This is a genomic window from Streptomyces sp. NPDC049970 (assembly GCF_040660235.1).
In the GTDB taxonomy this organism is placed as follows: domain Bacteria; phylum Actinomycetota; class Actinomycetes; order Streptomycetales; family Streptomycetaceae; genus Streptomyces.
Window position 1 is genome coordinate 504,475 of the sequence record NZ_JBFALP010000003.1, and the last position, 17,539, is coordinate 522,013.

A 17,539-nucleotide genomic window follows, 5' to 3' on the forward strand; every position below is an offset into this window, starting at 1 on the left:
GATCGGGAGCGGAATGCCAGATTCAGTGACGTATTGTCTGGTTTGCTTCCGCCGGTCAGCCGCCCGCAATGGGCGCTTTGTCGGCAACTTCGTGAGGAAACTCACATGATGATCGACGTCTCTCTCCGGCTCGGTCCGGGAATCGGATGTTTAGCCTGGCGCTTTACAGGGATAGCGAGTCCGACAAACCGGCGCCCCTCCGGGTGGCGCCCCGGCGACAAGGGTCCATGCGGCAGATGAAGACGACGATGACGTTCCGCAACATTGCCAACCCCCGGCGCACCACGCTGGCGCACCTCGACGGCGCCGAGGCGCTGCACACGCCGGAGCAGCCCGAGCACTCCGTCGACCTGCCCACCCGGACGGCCAACCCCCGCCGCACCATCCTCATGGAAGCCCCGGTCGCGGCCGGCTCCTGACGCGCGAGGCTGTCGCCCTCTCCGGTGCCGGGCGAGGCGCTAGCCTGGAGCGTCAGTCTTCAGCCAGCCAGCACCAGCAAGTGAGGGGCGACAGCATCCCGTGCGCATCGCCAGGTTCTCCATCGACGGCAATGTCGCCTTCGGCGCGGTCGAGGGCGACAGCCCCGACAGCCTCGTCCTCGACATCATCAAGGGCATCCCGTACGCCGACTTCGAGCTCTCCGGGACCAAGGTCCCGCTGAAGAAGGTCCGGCTGCTCCCGCCCGTGCTCCCGAACAAGGTCGTGGCCATCGGCCGCAACTACGCGGAACACGCCGCCGAGATGGGCAACGAGGTCCCGGACGTGCCGGTGGCCTTCTTCAAGCCCACCACCTCGGTGATCGGTTCGGGCGACGCCATCGAGTACCCCTCCTTCTCCGAGGAACTGCACTACGAGGCCGAACTCGCCGTGGTCATCGGCCGTATGTGCCGCGAGGTTCCGCGCGAGCGCGTCAAGGACGTCGTCCTCGGCTACACCTGCGCCAACGACGTCACCGCCCGCGACGTGCAGCGGCGCGAGAGCCAGTGGGCCCGCGCCAAGGGCTTCGACACCTCCTGCCCGCTCGGCCCCTGGGTGGAGACCGACGTCGACCCCGGCAACCTGGCCGTCCAGACCACGGTCAACGGCGAGCAACGACAGCTCGGCCGGACGAGCGACATGATCCGCTCGGTCGAGGACCTGATCGTCCACATCTCGGAGGCCATGACGCTGCTCCCGGGCGACGTGATCCTCACCGGAACACCCGCAGGTGTCGGACCCCTGCACGTCGGCGACGAGGTCGCCGTCACCATCGAAGGCATCGGCACTCTCACCAACAAGGTGATCAAGCGTGGTTAACGCACCAGTCGCACCCGTCCGCGTCCGTTTCTGCCCCTCCCCGACCGGCAACCCCCATGTGGGCCTGGTCCGCACCGCCCTGTTCAACTGGGCGTTCGCCCGGCACCACCAGGGCACCCTGGTCTTCCGTATCGAGGACACCGACGCGGCGCGCGACTCCGAGGAGTCCTACACGCAGCTGCTCGACTCGATGCGCTGGCTCGGGCTCGACTGGGACGAGGGCCCCGAGACCGGCGGCCCGCACGCCCCCTACCGTCAGTCGCAGCGGATGGACCTCTACAAGGACGTCGCCGAGAAGCTCCTGGCCTCCGGGCACGCGTACCACTGCTACTGCACCACCGAGGAGCTCGACACCCGGCGCGACGCCGCCCGTGCGGCCGGCCGCCCCTCGGGCTACGACGGCCACTGCCGCGACCTGAGCGACGAGCGGAAGGCGGCGTACGAGGCCGAGGGCCGCACCTCGATCGTCCGCTTCCGGATGCCCGACGAGGCCGTCACCTTCACCGACCTGGTCCGCGGTGACATCACCGTGCAGCCGGAGAACGTCCCGGACTACGGCATCGTCCGGGCCAACGGCGCTCCCCTGTACACGCTCGTCAACCCGGTCGACGACGCCCTGATGGAGATCACCCACGTCCTTCGCGGCGAGGACCTGCTCTCCTCCACCCCGCGCCAGATCGCCCTCTACAAGGCGCTCATCGAGCTGGGCATCGCCAAGGACACCCCCGCCTTCGGCCACCTGCCGTACGTCATGGGCGAGGGCAACAAGAAGCTCTCCAAGCGTGACCCGCAGGCCTCGCTCAACCTCTACCGCGAGCGCGGGTTCCTGGCCGAGGGCCTGATCAACTACCTCTCGCTGCTGGGCTGGTCGATCGCCGAGGACCGCGACATCTTCGGCCGCGACGAGCTGGTGGCCGCGTTCGACATCGCGGACGTCAACGCCAACCCGGCCCGCTTCGACCTGAAGAAGGCCGAGCACGTCAACGCCGAGCACCTGCGCATGCTCGACGTGAAGACCTTCACCGAGGCCTGCGGCCCGTGGCTGAAGGCACCTTTCGCGCCCTGGGCGCCCGAGGCCTTCGACGCGGAGCGGTTCGCGGAGATCGCTCCCCACGCCCAGACACGCGTCACGGTGCTCTCGGACATCACCGCCAACGTGGACTTCCTCTTCCTGGACGAGCCGGTCCACGACGAGGCGTCCTGGACGAAGGCCATGAAGGAGGGCTCCGACGCCCTGCTGGTCACGGCGCGCGCCGAGCTGACCGCCGCCGAGTGGAACGCCGAGGCACTCAAGACCGCCGTCCTCACCGCCGGTGAGAAGCACGGGCTGAAGCTCGGCAAGGCGCAGGCCCCGGTCCGTGTCGCCGTCACCGGCCGCACGGTCGGGCTGCCGCTCTTCGAGTCCCTGGAGATCCTGGGCCGCGAGAAGACGATCGCCCGCATCGACGCCGCGCTGGCGAGGCTCGCCGCGTAACGTCCGGTTCCCACGACGGGGTGGCCGCCCGAGCCGGGGCGGCCACCCCGTCGTCGTACGGGGGATACGCCGCTAACCTGGCCCGTATGCCGATCCGAGCGGTTCTCTGGGACATCGACGACACGATCTTCGACTACTCCGGTGCAGACCGCGTCGGCATGCGCATGCACCTGGAGTCCGAGGGCCTGCCCGGCGAGTACACGTCCGTGGACCACGCCCTCGACGTGTGGAAGGCCGTCACCGACGTGCAGTGGGCCAGGTTCGCGGCCGGGGAGGTCGACTTCCAGGGCCAGCGGCGGGAGCGGGTACGGACGTTCCTCGGCCGGTGGCTGAGCGACGCCGAGGCCGATGAGTGGTTCGGCCGGCACGCGGCCCACTACGAGTCCGCCTGGGCGCTGTTCCCGGACACGGTGCCTGTCCTGGACCGGCTGGCCGACGGGTTCAGGCACGCCGTCCTGTCGAATTCGAGCATCCACAACCAGGACCGCAAGCTGCGTGCGCTCGGGGTGCGGGACCGCTTCGAGGCGGTGGTGTGCGCCGTCGAGCTCGGCATCTCCAAGCCGGACGCGGGGGCCTTCCACGCGGCCTGCGAGGCGCTGGAGCTCGATCCGCACGAAGTGGCCTACGTCGGGGACGAGCCCGACATCGACGCCGCCGGTGCCGTCGCCGCGGGCCTGAGCGGGATCTGGCTGGACCGCCGGGGCAGGGGAGGGCGCCCCGAACTCGTCCGCATCACGGGGCTGGACGAGCTTCCCGGCCTGCTGGCGGGCGATACCCGTTTTGGAGCGCCGGACACCTTCAGGTAATGTTCTTCCTGCGCCGCCCGAGCGGGCCGAAAGATCCGGCCGGGAGCGCAGACAGAAACAAGGCCCGAAGGGGTTGCGTTTCAGTGGGCTATGGTGTAATTGGCAACACTACGGTTTCTGGTACCGTCATTCTAGGTTCGAGTCCTGGTAGCCCAGCGCAAGATCAAGTAACAAGGCCCCCGTTGTGTAGCGGCCTAGCACGCTGCCCTCTCACGGCAGTAGCGCCGGTTCGAATCCGGTCGGGGGTACAGATCCATCCCGCACGAACATCAGGGTCGCACCCACGTTCTCGCGGTGACAACATCCGGCTGACGCCTGGTGAGGATCGCTAGGGCCCCCGTTGTGTAGCGGCCTAGCACGCTGCCCTCTCACGGCAGTAGCGCCGGTTCGAATCCGGTCGGGGGTACTTGTCACACCATGGGCTATGGTGTAATTGGCAACACTACGGTTTCTGGTACCGTCATTCTAGGTTCGAGTCCTGGTAGCCCAGCGCAAGTCAGCAGTGAACACGCCCCCGTTGTGTAGCGGCCTAGCACGCTGCCCTCTCACGGCAGTAGCGCCGGTTCGAATCCGGTCGGGGGTACCAACAGCACCATACAAAGGCCCTTCACCTCGGTGGAGGGCCTTCTGCGTGTGCGCGACGAGTACGGCTCCCGCCGCCGACCGGCTTCGCGGGGTATGCCCATCTCGGTTGTGCGAAAGGTGACTTGGGCCGCCACGACGCTGGGGCGGCCGGTGTGGGTGCGGCGGGTGGCTCAGCTCGTACGGCGCAGGGCCTCGCTCAGCCGGGCGGCCGAGTCGATGACCGCCTGGGCGTGCATCCGGCCCGGGTGGCGGGTGAGGCGCTCGATCGGTCCGGAGACGGACACCGCGGCGACCACCCGGTTCGACGGTCCGCGGACCGGTGCCGAGACCGAGGCCACGCCCGGCTCCCGCTCGCCGATGGACTGGGCCCAGCCCCGACGGCGCACGCCGGAGAGCGCCGTCGCCGTGAAGCGGGCGCCCTGCAGTCCGCGGTGCAGCCGTTCCGGCTCCTCCCAGGCCATCAGGATCTGCGCGGACGAGCCCGCCTTCATGGTGAGCGTGGAGCCGACCGGCACGGTGTCCCGCAGACCGGAGAGCCGCTCCGCCGCCGCCACGCAGATGCGCATGTCGCCCTGCCTGCGGTAGAGCTGCGCGCTCTCGCCGGTGATGTCGCGCAGGTGTGTGAGTACGGGGCCGGCCGTCGCCAGGAGGCGGTCCTCGCCGGCCGCGGCCGCGAGTTCCGACAGCCGGGGGCCGAGAATGAACCGGCCCTGCATGTCCCTCGCCACCATGCGGTGGTGTTCGAGTGCCACGGCCAGTCGGTGTGCCGTGGGCCGTGCGAGCCCTGTCGCCGCGACCAGCCCGGCGAGGGTGGCCGGACCGGACTCCAGGGCGCTCAATACCAGAGCTGCCTTGTCGAGAACGCCGACGCCGCTAGAGTTGTCCATACGACGATACTCGCGTCTCACTCTGTGAAACGCAAGTTCAATTTTCCCCGGAAGTTGCGAACCTGTACGTGCGGTCGTACAACGGCCCACGGCCACCGCCCCGCTCGGGGGTCCGGACGGCGGCATCCGAATCTCTAGTTGGGCCGGCGAAGATGCCGGCCGGAGGGAAAGCGATGGGTAGGACACTCGCGGAGAAGGTCTGGGACGACCACGTCGTCCGGCGCGCCGATGGCGAGCCCGACCTCCTCTTCATCGATCTGCACCTGCTGCACGAGGTGACCAGTCCGCAGGCGTTCGACGGTCTGCGCCAGGCCGGCCGCCCGGTACGGCGACTCGACCTCACCATCGCCACCGAGGACCACAACACCCCGACCCTCGACATCGACAAGCCGATCGCCGACCCTGTCTCCCGCGCCCAGCTGGAGACCCTGCGCAAGAACTGCGCGGACTTCGGCGTCCGGCTGCACCCGCTGGGAGACGTCGAGCAGGGCGTCGTGCACGTGGTCGGCCCGCAGCTCGGCCTGACCCAGCCCGGCACCACGGTCGTCTGCGGGGACTCCCACACCTCCACCCACGGCGCCTTCGGGGCGCTGGCCTTCGGTATCGGCACCAGCCAGGTCGAGCACGTACTGGCGACCCAGACGCTGCCCCTGGCCCGTCCCCGGACGATGGCGATCACCGTCGAGGGCGAACTCCCCGACAGCGTCACCGCCAAGGACCTGATCCTGGCCATCATCGCCCGGATCGGCACCGGCGGCGGCCAGGGCTACATCCTGGAGTACCGCGGCTCCGCCATCGAGAAGCTCTCGATGGAGGCCCGGATGACCATCTGCAACATGTCGATCGAGGCCGGCGCCCGCGCGGGGATGATCGCCCCCGACGAGACCACCTTCGACTACCTCCGGGGCCGCGACCACGCGCCAGAGGGCGCGGAGTGGGACGCGGCCGTGGAGTACTGGAAGACGCTGCGCACCGACGACGACGCCGTGTTCGACGCCGAGGTCGTCATCGACGGCGCCGCGCTCGCGCCGTTCGTCACCTGGGGCACCAACCCCGGGCAGGGCGCGCCCCTGTCGGCCGACGTCCCCGACCCCGCTTCGTACGAGGACGCCTCGGAGCGGTTCGCCGCCGAAAAGGCGCTGGAGTACATGGGGTTGACCGCCGGCCAGCCGCTGCGCGAGATCAACGTGGACACCGTGTTCGTAGGTTCCTGCACCAACGGGCGCATCGAGGACCTGCGGAACGCCGCCTCGGTCATGGACGGCCGCAAAGTCGCCGACGGGGTACGGATGCTGGTCGTCCCGGGTTCCGTCCGGGTCGCCCTGCAGGCCGTCGAGGAGGGCCTGGACAAGGTCTTCACCGCCGCCGGCGCCGAATGGCGGCACGCGGGCTGTTCGATGTGCCTCGGCATGAACCCCGACCAGCTGGCCCCCGGCGAGCGCTCCGCCTCCACCTCGAACCGGAACTTCGAGGGCAGGCAGGGCAAGGGCGGCCGCACCCATCTGGTCTCCCCGCAGGTCGCCGCCGCCACCGCCGTGCTGGGCCATCTGGCCTCGCCCGCCGATCTGTCCGACGTCCGCACGCCCGCCGGAGTCTGAGAGCCATGGAAGCATTCACCGCACACACCGGCCGGGTCGTCCCGCTGCGGCGCAGCAACGTCGACACCGACCAGATCATCCCGGCGCACTGGCTGAAGAAGGTCACCCGCGACGGCTTCGAGGACGGGCTCTTCGAGGCCTGGCGCAAGGACGAGGACTTCGTCCTCAACCGCCCCGAGCGCAAGGGTGCCTCGGTCCTGGTGGCCGGTCCCGACTTCGGTACGGGCTCCTCCCGAGAGCACGCGGTCTGGGCCCTGCAGAACTACGGCTTCAAGACCGTCGTCTCCTCCCGGTTCGCCGACATCTTCCGGGGCAACTCCCTCAAGAACGGTCTGTTGACCGTCGTCCTCGACCAGGCGGTCGTGGACAGGCTCTGGGAGCTGGCCGAGGCCGATCCGGCGGCCGAGGTCACCGTCGACCTGGAGAAGCGCCAGGTCCTCGCGGAAGGCATCACGGCAGACTTCGAGCTCGACGAGAACGCCCGCTGGAGGCTCCTGAACGGGCTGGACGACATCAGCCTCACCCTTCAGAACGAAGCGGACATTGCGACTTACGAGGCGGTCAGGCCGTCCCACAAGCCGCGTACGATTGACGTCTGAGCAGCGCTTTTCCCGAACTGCGCCCCCTGCCTCCAGGTAGGGGGCGCAGTCGCTTGTTGAGACCCCCTCGGGCGACAACTCGCCCCAGATGGCACAATCGGTGCATGGAACGCGACAGCCAACTCGAGCTCTACGGCCAAGTCGCCGACCGATTGAAGGAAGCGCACGCAAAGGTGCGCTCGCTGCAAGTCCCGGAGGGCGTAAGGATGGCGCTGTCCCGGAAGCTGATGGTCGTCACGGCCTCGGCTAAGCACGATCTCCCGGGCGCGGCACGGCGTCTGGACCGGTTGATGAAGGACCTCGATGAGGGCCGATTCCCCGAAGGTGACTGACTCTGCGGACAGCGCAGCGGTCGACTTCGTTGCGGCACTAGGGTGATTAGCCCGTTTCGTGTTTGATTTGCGGTATATATCTGCCTAACGTGCGAAAAAGCCTGAACAGTTTCGTTCCGGCAATGTCTCCGAAGGGGAAGACGTGAACAAGGCGCAGCTCGTAGAAGCGATTGCCGACAAGGTCGGCGGCCGCCAGCAGGCCGCAGACGCCGTCGACGTGGTACTCGACGCGATCGTCCGCGCGGTCGTCGCGGGTGACCGTGTCTCGGTCACCGGCTTCGGCTCGTTCGAGAAGGTCGACCGCCCCGCCCGGTACGCCCGCAACCCGCAGACGGGTGAGCGCGTCCGGGTCAAGAAGACCTCGGTTCCCCGCTTCCGCGCGGGACAGGGCTTCAAGGACCTGGTCAGCGGCTCCAAGAAGCTCCCCAAGAACGACGTGGCCGTGAAGAAGGCCCCCAAGGGCAGCCTCTCGGGCGGTTCTTCCACCCGTACGACGGCGAAGGCCGCGGCCAAGAAGGCCACCGCCAAGAAGGCCACGGCGCGCAAGGCCACGTCGGCGGCGAAGAAGACCACGTCGGCCGCGAAGAAGGCGACCCCGGCGAAGAAGACCACCGCCACGGCGAAGAAGGCCACGTCGGCCGCGAAGAAGGCGACCCCGGCGAAGAAGGCAGCCGCCACCAAGAAGGCCGTGGCGGCCAAGACCGCCCCCGCCAAGAAGACCACGGCGAAGAAGGCGCCCGCGAAGAAGACCACGGCGCGCAAGACCACAGCCAAGAAGGTCACCGCACGCAAGAAGTGAGACCGGGCACCGCTCGTTCCTCATACGCGCCGGGCCGGGCTCCCCTCGGGGAGCCCGGCCCGCGGGCTGTCCGGCGACTGATCAGAGCGTCTGCAGCGTCACCAGGGTGATGCGCAGCGAGGCGCCCTCGCCCTCGGTCTCGATCCGCACCCGCTGGCCCGGGCGGAGCAGCCGCAGGCCGCCCGCGTCGAACGCCGGGGCGTCGAAGTCCACCGGGGTGCCGTCGTCGAGCAGCACACTGCCGGTCCGGGTCTCGGAGTCGTACGTGAACGAGGTCGCCTGCATGGACGGCAGCCTATCGGTCCGCGGCCGGTGCCACCGGGGCCGTCAGCCCCGCCGTGAACCGTCCCACGCCCAGGGCCAGCGCCGCCCGCAGATCCTCACCCGTGTCCACGTCCCTGCGGACCGAGTCGAGGCCGGCCGGTGCGACCTCCACCGCGCCCGACGCCAGATGCCGGGCCCGCGAAGGGCCCCCGAAGGCCGGGCGCAATTCCACTCCGGGCGCCGCGGAAAGAAATGTGGTTCCGATTCCCTGGGCGTCGGAGACGAATGCGCGAGGAAAAGCACCGGCAAAATCGAGCACGCGCGCCAATTCCTCCGGACGAAGTGCGGGAAGATCCGCGTTGAGCGCGGCCACCGCCGCACCGCCCCGGAGGCCGCGCACCGAACGCGCACCGTGCTCCAGCGCCGCGTTGAGGCCCGCCCCCGGGGTGTCGGCCACGGTGCGCGCGCCGAGCGCCGCGAGCGCCGCCCCGGCCACCGGATCGTCCGTGACGACCACCACACCGCGCACCGCCGGACAGGACAACGCCGCGGCCACGGTGTCCTGGGCGAACGCCAGGGCAAGGCGGGGGCGCAGATCCCCACCCACCGTCGGACCCAGCCTGCTCTTGGCCCGGGCCAGCGGTTTCAGCGGGACGACCAGGAACCAGGGGCCGGGCGGGTCGGTGTTCGCGGCGATCTCCCCCTCCGTACGCATCAGCACTTATTCTCGCCTGCCGGTACGACAACCCGGAGGTCCGCCCCCACGGGTGAGGCGTACGGTGTTCTCCACAACAGCAGGGGCCCGGGGCGAAGCAGCACCGCCGAGAGCCGGGCAGCAGCTCAGTCCTAGAGGAAGGCGTCCGAGTGTCCCGCCGCAGAATCGGCTTCTGGTACCGCCTGGCGGCGGTGATCGCGAAACCGCCCCTGGTGGTTCTGTTCAAGCGGGACTGGCGGGGAATGGAACACATCCCGGCCGATGGCGGATTCATTACCGCGGTCAATCACAACTCGTACCTGGACCCTCTGTCGTACGCGCACTACCAGTACAACACCGGACGTGTGCCGAGGCTGCTCGCCAAAGCCGGACTGTTCAGCACGCCGTTCGTCGGAATGATGCTGCGCGGCACCGGCCAGATCCCCGTCTACCGCGAGACGACCAACGCACTCGACGCCTTCCGGGCCGCCGTCGCCGCCATCGAGCGGGGCGAATGCGTCGCCTTCTACCCGGAGGGCACGCTCACCCGCGACCCCGACATGTGGCCGATGGCCGGCAAGACCGGCGCCGCCCGCGTCGCGCTGATGACCAAGGCCCCCGTCATCCCCGTCGCCCAGTGGGGCGCCAACCTCGCCATGCCGCCCTACGCCACGGAGAACAAGCTCCGGCTCTTCCCCCGGAAGACCCTCCGGGTGCAGGCCGGTCCGCCGGTCGACCTCTCCCGCTACTACGGTCTCGAACCGACGCCCGACGTGCTGCGCCAGGCGACCGAGACCATCATGGCGGCGGTCACCGCCGAGCTGGAGGACGTGCGCGGCGAGAAGGCGCCCGCCGCGCTCTACGATCACCGCAAGGCCCGTGCTGAACAGCGGCGCAAGGCAGAGGGAAAGGGAATCACGTGACGCACCCCGCCAAGGCGGCCGTCTTCGGAACCGGCTCATGGGGTACGGCCTTCGCCATGATCCTCGCCGACGCCGGCTGCGAGGTCACCCTCTGGGGACGCCGTGCCGAAGTCGCCGAAGCCGTCAACACCACCCGCACGAACCCCGGGTACCTGCCGGGAATCGAACTCCCCGCCTCGATCCGGGCCACCACCGACGCCGCCGAGGCGCTGCGCGGCGCCGACTTCGCCGTGCTGGCCGTGCCCTCCCAGACGCTGCGCGCCAACCTCGCCGACTGGGCACCGCACCTGGAGCCGCACACGGTCCTCGTCTCCCTCATGAAGGGCGTGGAACTCGGCACCGCCAAGCGGATGAGCGAGGTCATCGAGGACGTCACCGAGGTGACCGCCGACCGCGTCGCCGTCGTCACCGGTCCCAACCTCGCCAAGGAGATCGCCGAGCGCCGCCCCGCCGCGGCCGTCGTCGCGTGCTCGGACGAGAACGTCGCCCAGCGCCTCCAGGCCGCCTGCCACACCCCGTACTTCCGGCCGTACACCAACACCGACGTGGTGGGCTGCGAACTCGGCGGCGCCGTGAAGAACGTCATCGGACTGGCCGTGGGCATCGCCGACGGCATGGGCCTGGGCGACAACGCCAAGGGCTCGCTCATCACCCGCGGCCTCGCCGAGACCACCCGGCTGGGGCTCGCCATGGGTGCCGACCCGCTCACCTTCTCCGGACTGGCCGGACTCGGTGACCTGGTGGCGACCTGCTCGTCCCCGCTGTCGCGCAACCACACCTTCGGGACCAACCTCGGACGCGGGATGACGCTCCAGGAGACGGTCGCCGTCACGAGCCAGACCGCCGAGGGCGTCAAGTCCTGCGAATCCGTGCTCGATCTGGCGCGCAGGCACGGTGTCGACATGCCGATCACCGAGACGGTCGTCGGCATCGTCCACGAGGGCAAGCCCCCGGTGGTCGCGCTCAAGGAGCTGATGTCGCGCAGCGCCAAGCCCGAGCGGCGCTGACTCGAGCCCTACCAGCAGGTACGCTCAACGCGATATGAGCAGCCAGAACCTCCCCCAGAGCACTGAGAGCCCCCTGAGTTCCGAGCAGGGCCGCAAGCCGCGCGTGGCCGTCGTGTTCGGCGGCCGCAGCTCCGAACACGGCATCTCGGTCGTCACGGCAGGCGCCGTCATGAGCGCCATCGACCGGACGAAGTACGACGTCCTGCCGATCGGCATCACCAGGGACGGGCGTTGGGCCCTCACGTCCGACGACCCGGCCCGGATGGCCATCACCGACCGGCAGGTCCCCGACGTGGACCAGCTGGCCGAGTCCGACCGCGGAGTGGTGACGCTCTCCGTCGACCCCGGCAACCGTGACGTCGTCGTCGGCGAACCCGGCGCCGTTCCCACGGCACTGGGCGAGGTCGACGTCGTCTTCCCCGTGCTCCACGGCCCGTACGGCGAGGACGGCACGCTCCAGGGGCTGCTCGAACTCTCCGGTGTGCCCTACGTCGGCGCGGGCGTCCTGGCCTCGGCCGTCGGCCAGGACAAGGAGTACATGAAGCGGGTGTTCACCTCGTTCGGCCTGCCGGTCGGCCCGTACGAGGTCGTCCGCCCCCGGGAGTGGGAGTCCGACCGCCCCGCCGCCCGCAAGCGCATCATGGAGTTCGCCGCCGAACACGGCTGGCCGCTCTTCGTGAAGCCCGCCCGCGGCGGCTCCTCCATGGGCATCACCAAGGTCGACGACCCCTCCGGGCTCGACGAGGCGATCGACGAGGCCCGCCGGCACGACCCCAAGTTCCTCGTGGAGTCCCTGCTGCGCGGCCGGGAGATCGAGTGCGGAGTGCTGGAGTTCGAGGACGGACCGCGCGCCAGCGTGCCCGCCGAGATCCCGCCCGTCACGGCACACGACTTCTACGACTTCGAGGCCAAGTACATCGACTCGGCGGCCGGCCTGGTGCCCGCGCCGCTCACCGAGGAGCAGACCGCCGAGGTGCGGCGGCTCGCGGTCGAGGCCTTCGAGGCCGCCTCCTGCGAAGGCCTGGTGCGCGCCGACTTCTTCCTCACGGAGGACGGCTCGTTCGTCATCAACGAGATCAACACCATGCCGGGCTTCACCCCGATCTCCATGTTCCCGCGCATGTGGCGGGAGAGCGGTGTCAGCTACGCCGAACTGGTCGACCGGCTGGTCCAGGCCGCGCTGAACCGCTCGACAGGCCTGCGCTGATCCTCCCTGAGGGCCGCCCCCGCCGGGGACGGCCCTCAGAGACTGCCGGGGACCGTCCTGCTCACGGGTACGGCGAACGCCGACAGCGGGGTGACGTCATGGGCGTACTCAGGCCCGAGCGTCACCTCGACGTACGCCTTGCGGTAGGTGGTCGTGAACCTGGGCCCGGCGTCCTCGCGCTGCTCCAGCAGCCAGTTGACGCCGTCCGCGTCGACGGCCTTGGACTGGGAATCGTCCATCCTGGCGGGCCGGGGGACACCGCAGCGCAGTACGATCGCCCCGTCCCCCCAGCCGGCGGTCAGATCCGACTCCGGTGAGGGATCACTCCGTTCCAGACCGGCGACGGTCGCGGGCAGCTCCTCGTGCAGTGCCTCGCAGTACCCGGCGGCATCCGACGACGGCGTGGGAACCGCCACGGAGGGCTGGGAACCGTTCGGGGAACAGCCCGCCGCCGCCAGGACGAACAGGGCGGCGGACGGGGCGAGAGCACGGGAACGGGGGAGCCGTCGGCGGGTGCGAGTCACCGGACCAGCGTAGACAGGGGTCAGAGGTGGACGACCGGGCAGGTCAGGGTTCGCGTGATGCCGTCCACCTGCTGGACCTTGGCGACCACCATGCGGCCGAGCGCGTCGACCGTGTCGGCCTGCGCGCGCACGATCACGTCGTAGGGGCCTGTGACGTCCTCTGCCTGGATCACTCCCGGGAGCTTTGCGATGGTCTCGGCGACGACGGACGCCTTGCCCACCTCGGTCTGGATGAGGATGTACGCCTGTACCACGGAACCTCCAGGGCGGCCACGAGGATCATGTGGGGGAAAGGGACGCCACGTTATCGCGTCGCCGCGGGCCGCGGGGAGACCTACGGGCCGGTTGACGCCCACAGCGTGGCGTACACACCACAGAAGTTGACGTGTCTCCTTGACGGTACCGACAGCAGTTGGGGCTCGCGACCGCAAGCCCACCGGAGCGGAAGGGGGACGGCGATGCCCGCACGTCCCGGGGCCCCCGGCTCCCGGGGGCCGTCCGGCCACGGCCCGTACCTCCGGCCGATCGAGCAGCCCGGACCGGTGTCCGGTGCGATAAATGAGAGGTGAGACTCGGTGAAGGGAACCGTGGGCGAGTTGGGGGAGTTCGGGCTCATCAGAGAGCTCACCTCCCGGCTCACCACCACTCCGGCGGTACGGCTGGGACCGGGCGACGACGCCGCGGTCGTGGCCGCTCCCGACCGCAGGGTCGTGGCCAGTACGGACATCCTGCTGGAAGGGCGGCACTTCCGCCGCGACTGGTCGACCGCGTACGACGTCGGCCGCAAGGCCGCGGCCCAGAACCTCGCCGACATCGCGGCCATGGGCGCCGTGCCCACCGCGCTGCTGCTCGGCCTCGTCGTACCCGCCGACCTGCCGGTCACCTGGGCCGCCGAGCTGATGGACGGGCTGCGTGACGAGTGCCAGGTCGCCGGTGCGGCCGTGGTCGGCGGTGACGTCGTCGGCGGCGACACCATCACCGTCGCGATCACCGCCCTCGGCGACCTCCGCAACCACGAACCCGTCACCCGGGCCGGCGCCAGGCCCGGCGACGTCGTGGCCGTCACCGGCTGGCTCGGCTGGTCCGCCGCCGGATTCGCGGTGCTCTCCCGCGGGTTCCGCTCGCCACGCGCCTTCGTCGAGGCCCACCGCCGCCCCGAACCGCCGTACCACGCGGGCCCCGCCGCGGCGGGGCTGGGAGCCACGGCCATGACCGACGTCAGCGACGGACTCGTCGCGGACCTCGGGCACATCGCCGAGGCCAGCAAGGTCCGCATCGACCTGCGGTCCGGCCGCATAGACATCCCCTCGCAGATGTCGGACATCGGGCAGGCCGTGGGCGTCGACCCGTTGCAGTGGGTGCTCACCGGGGGAGAGGACCACGCGATCGTGGCGACCTTCCCGCCGGACGTGAAGCTCCCCGCGCGCTGGAAGGTCATCGGCGAGGTCCTCAACCCCTCGGCCCTGCCCCAGGTCACCGTCGACGGCGCGCCCTGGACCAGCAAGGGCGGCTGGGACCATTTCGGGTCCATCGAGGACGCCCAGTAGATTCCGGGGTATGACAGCACCTGCCGCCGCCCCGCCCCGTGTCCTCACCGTCGCCGGATCCGATTCCGGCGGCGGTGCGGGCGTCCAGGCCGACCTGAAGACGATGCTGGCCCTCGGCACGCACGGGATGAGCGTGCTGACCGCGGTCACCGCCCAGAACTCGCTTGGAGTGCAGGGCGCATGGGAGCTCCCGGTGGAAGCCGTACGCGCCCAGTACCGCAGCGTCGTCGACGACATAGGAGTCCAGGCGGTGAAGACCGGCATGCTGGCATCGGCCGCGCTCGTCGAAGCCGTCGCCGAACTCCTCGCGGGCACGGACGCACCCGTCGTCGTCGACCCCGTCGGAGTCTCCAAGCACGGGGACGCGCTGCTCGCCGCCGAGGCCCTCGACTCCGTGCGCGCGAGACTGCTGCCCGTAGCCACGGTCGCCACCCCGAACCTGGACGAGGTCGCCCAGCTCACCGGCGTCACCGTCACCGACGAGGCGGGGATGAGACGGGCCGCCGCCGAACTCCTCTCCTACGGACCGCGCTGGGTCGTGATCAAGGGCGGGCACCTGCCCGGCGACGCCGTGGACCTGTTGACCGACGGCCGGGACGAGCACTGGCTGCGCGCACCGAGGTACGACAACCGGCACACCCACGGCACGGGCTGCACCCTCGCCTCCGCCATCGCGTGCGGACTCGCCCGCGGCCAGGACGTGCCGACCGCCGTACGGGGCGCGAAGGAGTACGTCACCGGCGCGATCCGGGCCGGCTTCGCGCTGGGCGGAGGCATCGGCCCGGTCGACCACGGGTGGCAGGCTCGCCCCACCCGCTGAAACGGGCGGCCGGGACCCGACCCGGCCGGGCACAGCAAGAAGCCGGTCCACCGAGGTGGACCGGCTTCTTGGGCAACCGGAAGGCTGCGCTACGACGGGGACGTCAGCGCGCGACCTTGCCGGCCTTGATGCACGAGGTGCAGACGTTGAGCCGCTTCGGCGTCCGACCGACCACGGCACGCACGCGCTGGATGTTGGGATTCCAGCGACGGGACGTACGGCGGTGCGAGTGCGAAATGCTGTTGCCGAAGCTCGGCCCCTTGCCGCAAACGTCGCAGTTGGCAGCCACGGGTCACTCCAAAGACTTCAGATGCACTTACAGTGAATCCGGTCCGTCAGCATCGATTACCGAAGTGGCGGAACCGGGGGAATGGCCCGACTTTCATCGGGCAACCGAAGCAGCATACAACGGCTGCGTCGGGGATACGAAACTACCACGGCTTCACCCGCCCTCCTCCCCGTACCGGTGCCCGCCCGGCCTGCGCACGAGGGCTACTGTGCGGTGCAGCCAGCCCCCCCACGGCCGTCCCAAGGAGGACCAACGGTGCCGCAGTCCCACGACGATCTCGACGCCGTCGCGGTGCGCACCTGGTGCTCACTGGCCCTGGAGGCCCTGGGCCGCGAGCGGGAGGCCATCGACGCCATCAACGTCTACCCGGTCGCGGACGGTGACACGGGCACCAACCTGTATCTGACCGTCGAGTCGGCGGCAGCGGCCGTCGAAGCGGTCTTCGCCGCCCACGAGACCGGTTCCACGCTCCCCGCCCGCGCCGACGCCGTACGGGCCATGGCGCACGGCGCGCTGATCGGCGCCCGGGGCAACTCCGGCACCATCCTGGCCCAGCTGCTGCGCGGCATGGCCGGCGTGCTGGCCGAGTCGGGTGACGCGCATCACCTGCGGGCCGCGCTGACGGAGGCCGCCGCCGCGGCGCGCAAGGCCGTCGCGCACCCCGTGGAGGGGACGGTGCTGACCGTCGCCACCGCCGCCGCCGAAGCGGCCGGGGCAACGGCGGCCGGGGCCGGTCTCACCGAAGTGCTCGACGCGGCGTACGAGGGAGCCCGCACGGCCCTGGCCGCCACCCCCGGCCAGCTGGCCGTCCTCGGGCGCGCGGGCGTGGTGGACGCGGGCGGACAGGGTCTCGTCACCGTGCTCGGGGCACTGCTGGAAGCGGCCGGCGGCCGGGCCCCCGAGCGCACCGTGCGGCCGGCCCCGGACAGCCTGCCGACGGCCGGCGACTGCGCGGAGGCGGACCCGGACGGCGGCCCCGCCTTCGAGGTCATCTACCTGCTGGAGGCCCCCGACGACGCCGTCGCCCGGCTGCGGAGCCGGCTCGACGCCCTGGGCGACTCGCTCGTCGTGGTCGGCGGCGACGGCCTGTGGAACGTCCACGTCCACGTCGACGACGCCGGGGCGGCCGTCGAGGCCGGGGTCGAGGCCGGACGCCCGTACCGGATCCGGATCACGCACTTCGCCGCCGACCGGATCCGCGCCCACCGCGAGCCCGTCCAGCGCGCGGTCGTCCTGGTCGTCCCCGGCGACGGGCTCTCCGGCCTCTGCACCGAGGCGGGGGCGACCACCGTGCTGGCCCGCCCCGGCGAGCCGCCCGCCAGCGGCGAACTGGTCGACGCGATCCGCCGGGCCCACGCCCGCGAGGTGGTCCTGCTGCCCAACGACGCGCAGCTCCGCCACACCGCCGCGGCTGCGGCCGAACAGGCCAGGAACGAGGGGATCCGGGTCGCCCTGGTGCCCACCCGCGCCGCGGTCCAGGGCATCGCCGCCCTCGCCGTCCACGAGCCCGGCCGCGGCTTCGACGAGGACGTGGTCGCGATGACGGCGGCGGCCGGTGCCACCCGGTACGCCGAACTGGCCGTCGCCGAGAGGCAGTCGTGGACCTCGGCCGGGATCTGCCAGGCCGGCGACGTCCTCGGCCTGATCGACGGGGACGTCGCCGTCATCGGCGAGGACGTCCACGCCACCGCCCGCACGGTCCTGGACCGGATGCTGTCGTCCGGTGGCGAACTCGTCACCCTGATCCTCGGCGAGGACGTCCCCGACACCCTGGCCGACACCCTGAGCGAGCACGTCCGCGAGGGCTACATGGCCGTGGACACGGTCGTCTACCGGGGCGGCCACCAGGCGGCCCCCCTGCTGATCGGCGTCGAGTGACGCGTCCGGC

At 70.6% G+C, this 17,539-nt stretch carries 20 protein-coding genes and 5 tRNA genes; 19 read left to right on the forward strand and 6 right to left on the reverse strand.

Going from position 1 to position 17,539, the window contains the following annotated elements; all coding sequences use genetic code 11:
• Positions 1-236: 236 nt before the first annotated feature.
• The 9 genes from AB0I83_RS08490 to AB0I83_RS08530 all read left to right on the forward strand — a co-directional run bounded on the left by AB0I83_RS08490 (position 237) and on the right by AB0I83_RS08530 (position 4,162).
• A complete protein-coding gene (locus AB0I83_RS08490; protein ID WP_356531230.1) occupies positions 237-419 on the forward strand; it encodes a hypothetical protein in 183 nt (60 codons plus the stop codon).
• Positions 420-519: 100 nt separating this feature from the next.
• Positions 520-1,296 carry a fumarylacetoacetate hydrolase family protein gene (locus tag AB0I83_RS08495; protein WP_363304071.1) on the forward strand — a complete coding sequence of 259 codons (777 nt, stop codon included), beginning with the start codon at positions 520-522 and terminating at the stop codon, positions 1,294-1,296.
• Positions 1,289-2,770, forward strand: a complete 1,482-nt coding sequence (gene gltX, locus AB0I83_RS08500; protein ID WP_363304072.1) for a glutamate--tRNA ligase — start codon at positions 1,289-1,291, stop codon at positions 2,768-2,770. The genes AB0I83_RS08495 and gltX overlap by 8 nt, the downstream gene beginning before the upstream one ends.
• An 86-nt stretch (positions 2,771-2,856) precedes the next feature.
• Positions 2,857-3,576 carry an HAD family hydrolase gene (locus AB0I83_RS08505; protein WP_363304073.1) on the forward strand — a complete coding sequence of 240 codons (720 nt, stop codon included), beginning with the start codon at positions 2,857-2,859 and terminating at the stop codon, positions 3,574-3,576.
• 84 nt (positions 3,577-3,660) lie between these two features.
• Positions 3,661-3,732: transfer RNA gene (locus tag AB0I83_RS08510), tRNA-Gln, on the forward strand.
• Between the two features lie 19 nt (positions 3,733-3,751).
• Positions 3,752-3,824: transfer RNA gene (locus AB0I83_RS08515), tRNA-Glu, on the forward strand.
• 85 nt (positions 3,825-3,909) lie between these two features.
• Positions 3,910-3,982 (forward strand) — tRNA-Glu (locus AB0I83_RS08520).
• Between the two features lie 12 nt (positions 3,983-3,994).
• A tRNA-Gln gene (locus AB0I83_RS08525) sits at positions 3,995-4,066 on the forward strand.
• 20 nt (positions 4,067-4,086) lie between these two features.
• Positions 4,087-4,162, forward strand: a tRNA-Glu gene (locus AB0I83_RS08530).
• Between the two features lie 169 nt (positions 4,163-4,331).
• Here the strand turns inward: AB0I83_RS08530 and ndgR are convergent.
• Positions 4,332-5,048, reverse strand: coding sequence for an IclR family transcriptional regulator NdgR (gene ndgR, locus AB0I83_RS08535; RefSeq protein ID WP_356531141.1), 717 nt, complete (start codon positions 5,046-5,048; stop codon positions 4,332-4,334).
• Between the two features lie 173 nt (positions 5,049-5,221).
• Between ndgR and leuC the strand changes: the two genes are divergently transcribed.
• The 4 genes from leuC to AB0I83_RS08555 all read left to right on the forward strand — a co-directional run bounded on the left by leuC (position 5,222) and on the right by AB0I83_RS08555 (position 8,376).
• The gene (leuC, locus tag AB0I83_RS08540; RefSeq protein WP_356531143.1) at positions 5,222-6,646 is read left to right on the forward strand and encodes a 3-isopropylmalate dehydratase large subunit; all 1,425 of its coding nucleotides are present in this window, start codon (positions 5,222-5,224) and stop codon (positions 6,644-6,646) included.
• Between the two features lie 5 nt (positions 6,647-6,651).
• Positions 6,652-7,245 (forward strand): 3-isopropylmalate dehydratase small subunit, encoded by a 594-nt coding sequence (gene leuD / locus AB0I83_RS08545; RefSeq protein ID WP_363304074.1) that lies wholly within the window; start codon positions 6,652-6,654, stop codon positions 7,243-7,245.
• 104 nt (positions 7,246-7,349) lie between these two features.
• Positions 7,350-7,577 (forward strand): hypothetical protein, encoded by a 228-nt coding sequence (locus tag AB0I83_RS08550; RefSeq protein ID WP_363304075.1) that lies wholly within the window; start codon positions 7,350-7,352, stop codon positions 7,575-7,577.
• Between the two features lie 142 nt (positions 7,578-7,719).
• Positions 7,720-8,376 carry an HU family DNA-binding protein gene (locus tag AB0I83_RS08555; RefSeq protein WP_356531147.1) on the forward strand — a complete coding sequence of 219 codons (657 nt, stop codon included), beginning with the start codon at positions 7,720-7,722 and terminating at the stop codon, positions 8,374-8,376.
• A gap of 81 nt (positions 8,377-8,457) precedes the next feature.
• On the opposite strand, the gene AB0I83_RS08560 is transcribed toward AB0I83_RS08555, so the two are convergent.
• Complete coding sequence (locus tag AB0I83_RS08560) at positions 8,458-8,661, reverse strand: hypothetical protein (RefSeq protein ID WP_147959669.1); 204 nt, start codon at positions 8,659-8,661, stop codon at positions 8,458-8,460.
• Positions 8,662-8,671: 10 nt separating this feature from the next.
• On the reverse strand, positions 8,672-9,355 hold the full coding sequence (gene cofC / locus AB0I83_RS08565; protein WP_356531149.1) for a 2-phospho-L-lactate guanylyltransferase: 684 nt from the start codon (positions 9,353-9,355) through the stop codon (positions 8,672-8,674).
• A gap of 149 nt (positions 9,356-9,504) precedes the next feature.
• Here cofC and AB0I83_RS08570 point away from each other — a divergent pair, with 149 nt between their 5' ends.
• From AB0I83_RS08570 to AB0I83_RS08580, 3 genes are read left to right on the forward strand one after another with little or no spacing between them, the layout of a single operon-like run.
• Complete coding sequence (locus tag AB0I83_RS08570) at positions 9,505-10,257, forward strand: lysophospholipid acyltransferase family protein (protein WP_356531151.1); 753 nt, start codon at positions 9,505-9,507, stop codon at positions 10,255-10,257.
• Complete coding sequence (locus AB0I83_RS08575; protein WP_356531153.1) at positions 10,254-11,264, forward strand: NAD(P)H-dependent glycerol-3-phosphate dehydrogenase; 1,011 nt, start codon at positions 10,254-10,256, stop codon at positions 11,262-11,264. Before AB0I83_RS08570 ends, AB0I83_RS08575 begins: the two co-directional genes overlap by 4 nt.
• Before the next feature lie 34 nt (positions 11,265-11,298).
• A complete protein-coding gene (locus AB0I83_RS08580; RefSeq protein ID WP_363304076.1) occupies positions 11,299-12,471 on the forward strand; it encodes a D-alanine--D-alanine ligase family protein in 1,173 nt (390 codons plus the stop codon).
• A 35-nt stretch (positions 12,472-12,506) separates the two neighbouring features.
• Here AB0I83_RS08580 and AB0I83_RS08585 read toward each other — a convergent pair whose 3' ends face one another.
• On the reverse strand, positions 12,507-12,995 hold the full coding sequence (locus tag AB0I83_RS08585; RefSeq protein ID WP_363304077.1) for a DUF3515 domain-containing protein: 489 nt from the start codon (positions 12,993-12,995) through the stop codon (positions 12,507-12,509).
• Between the two features lie 20 nt (positions 12,996-13,015).
• Positions 13,016-13,249 carry an Lrp/AsnC ligand binding domain-containing protein gene (locus tag AB0I83_RS08590; protein ID WP_356531157.1) on the reverse strand — a complete coding sequence of 78 codons (234 nt, stop codon included), beginning with the start codon at positions 13,247-13,249 and terminating at the stop codon, positions 13,016-13,018.
• A gap of 321 nt (positions 13,250-13,570) precedes the next feature.
• Between AB0I83_RS08590 and AB0I83_RS08595 the strand changes: the two genes are divergently transcribed.
• The gene (locus AB0I83_RS08595) at positions 13,571-14,542 is read left to right on the forward strand and encodes a thiamine-phosphate kinase (RefSeq protein WP_356531159.1); all 972 of its coding nucleotides are present in this window, start codon (positions 13,571-13,573) and stop codon (positions 14,540-14,542) included.
• Positions 14,543-14,552: 10 nt separating this feature from the next.
• Positions 14,553-15,362, forward strand: a complete 810-nt coding sequence (gene thiD / locus AB0I83_RS08600; RefSeq protein ID WP_363304078.1) for a bifunctional hydroxymethylpyrimidine kinase/phosphomethylpyrimidine kinase — start codon at positions 14,553-14,555, stop codon at positions 15,360-15,362.
• Positions 15,363-15,465: 103 nt separating this feature from the next.
• On the opposite strand, the gene rpmB is transcribed toward thiD, so the two are convergent.
• Positions 15,466-15,651, reverse strand: a complete 186-nt coding sequence (rpmB, locus tag AB0I83_RS08605) for a 50S ribosomal protein L28 (RefSeq protein ID WP_003965989.1) — start codon at positions 15,649-15,651, stop codon at positions 15,466-15,468.
• Between the two features lie 255 nt (positions 15,652-15,906).
• Here rpmB and AB0I83_RS08610 point away from each other — a divergent pair, with 255 nt between their 5' ends.
• Positions 15,907-17,529 (forward strand): DAK2 domain-containing protein, encoded by a 1,623-nt coding sequence (locus tag AB0I83_RS08610; RefSeq protein ID WP_363304080.1) that lies wholly within the window; start codon positions 15,907-15,909, stop codon positions 17,527-17,529.
• The last annotated feature ends 10 nt before the right edge of the window (positions 17,530-17,539 follow it).

Excerpts from the sequence above, each read along its gene's own strand:
- AB0I83_RS08560 (WP_147959669.1), bottom strand. The coding sequence starts at position 8,661 with ATGCAGGCGACCTCGTTCACGTACGACTCCGAGACCCGGACCGGCAGT.
- ndgR (WP_356531141.1), bottom strand. The coding sequence starts at position 5,048 with ATGGACAACTCTAGCGGCGTCGGCGTTCTCGACAAGGCAGCTCTGGTA.
- cofC (WP_356531149.1), bottom strand. The coding sequence starts at position 9,355 with ATGCGTACGGAGGGGGAGATCGCCGCGAACACCGACCCGCCCGGCCCC.
- leuC (WP_356531143.1), top strand. The coding sequence starts at position 5,222 with ATGGGTAGGACACTCGCGGAGAAGGTCTGGGACGACCACGTCGTCCGG.
- AB0I83_RS08505 (WP_363304073.1), top strand. The coding sequence starts at position 2,857 with ATGCCGATCCGAGCGGTTCTCTGGGACATCGACGACACGATCTTCGAC.
- thiD (WP_363304078.1), top strand. The coding sequence starts at position 14,553 with ATGACAGCACCTGCCGCCGCCCCGCCCCGTGTCCTCACCGTCGCCGGA.
- AB0I83_RS08550 (WP_363304075.1), top strand. The coding sequence starts at position 7,350 with ATGGAACGCGACAGCCAACTCGAGCTCTACGGCCAAGTCGCCGACCGA.
- leuD (WP_363304074.1), top strand. The coding sequence starts at position 6,652 with ATGGAAGCATTCACCGCACACACCGGCCGGGTCGTCCCGCTGCGGCGC.
- AB0I83_RS08580 (WP_363304076.1), top strand. The coding sequence starts at position 11,299 with ATGAGCAGCCAGAACCTCCCCCAGAGCACTGAGAGCCCCCTGAGTTCC.
- AB0I83_RS08490 (WP_356531230.1), top strand. The coding sequence starts at position 237 with ATGAAGACGACGATGACGTTCCGCAACATTGCCAACCCCCGGCGCACC.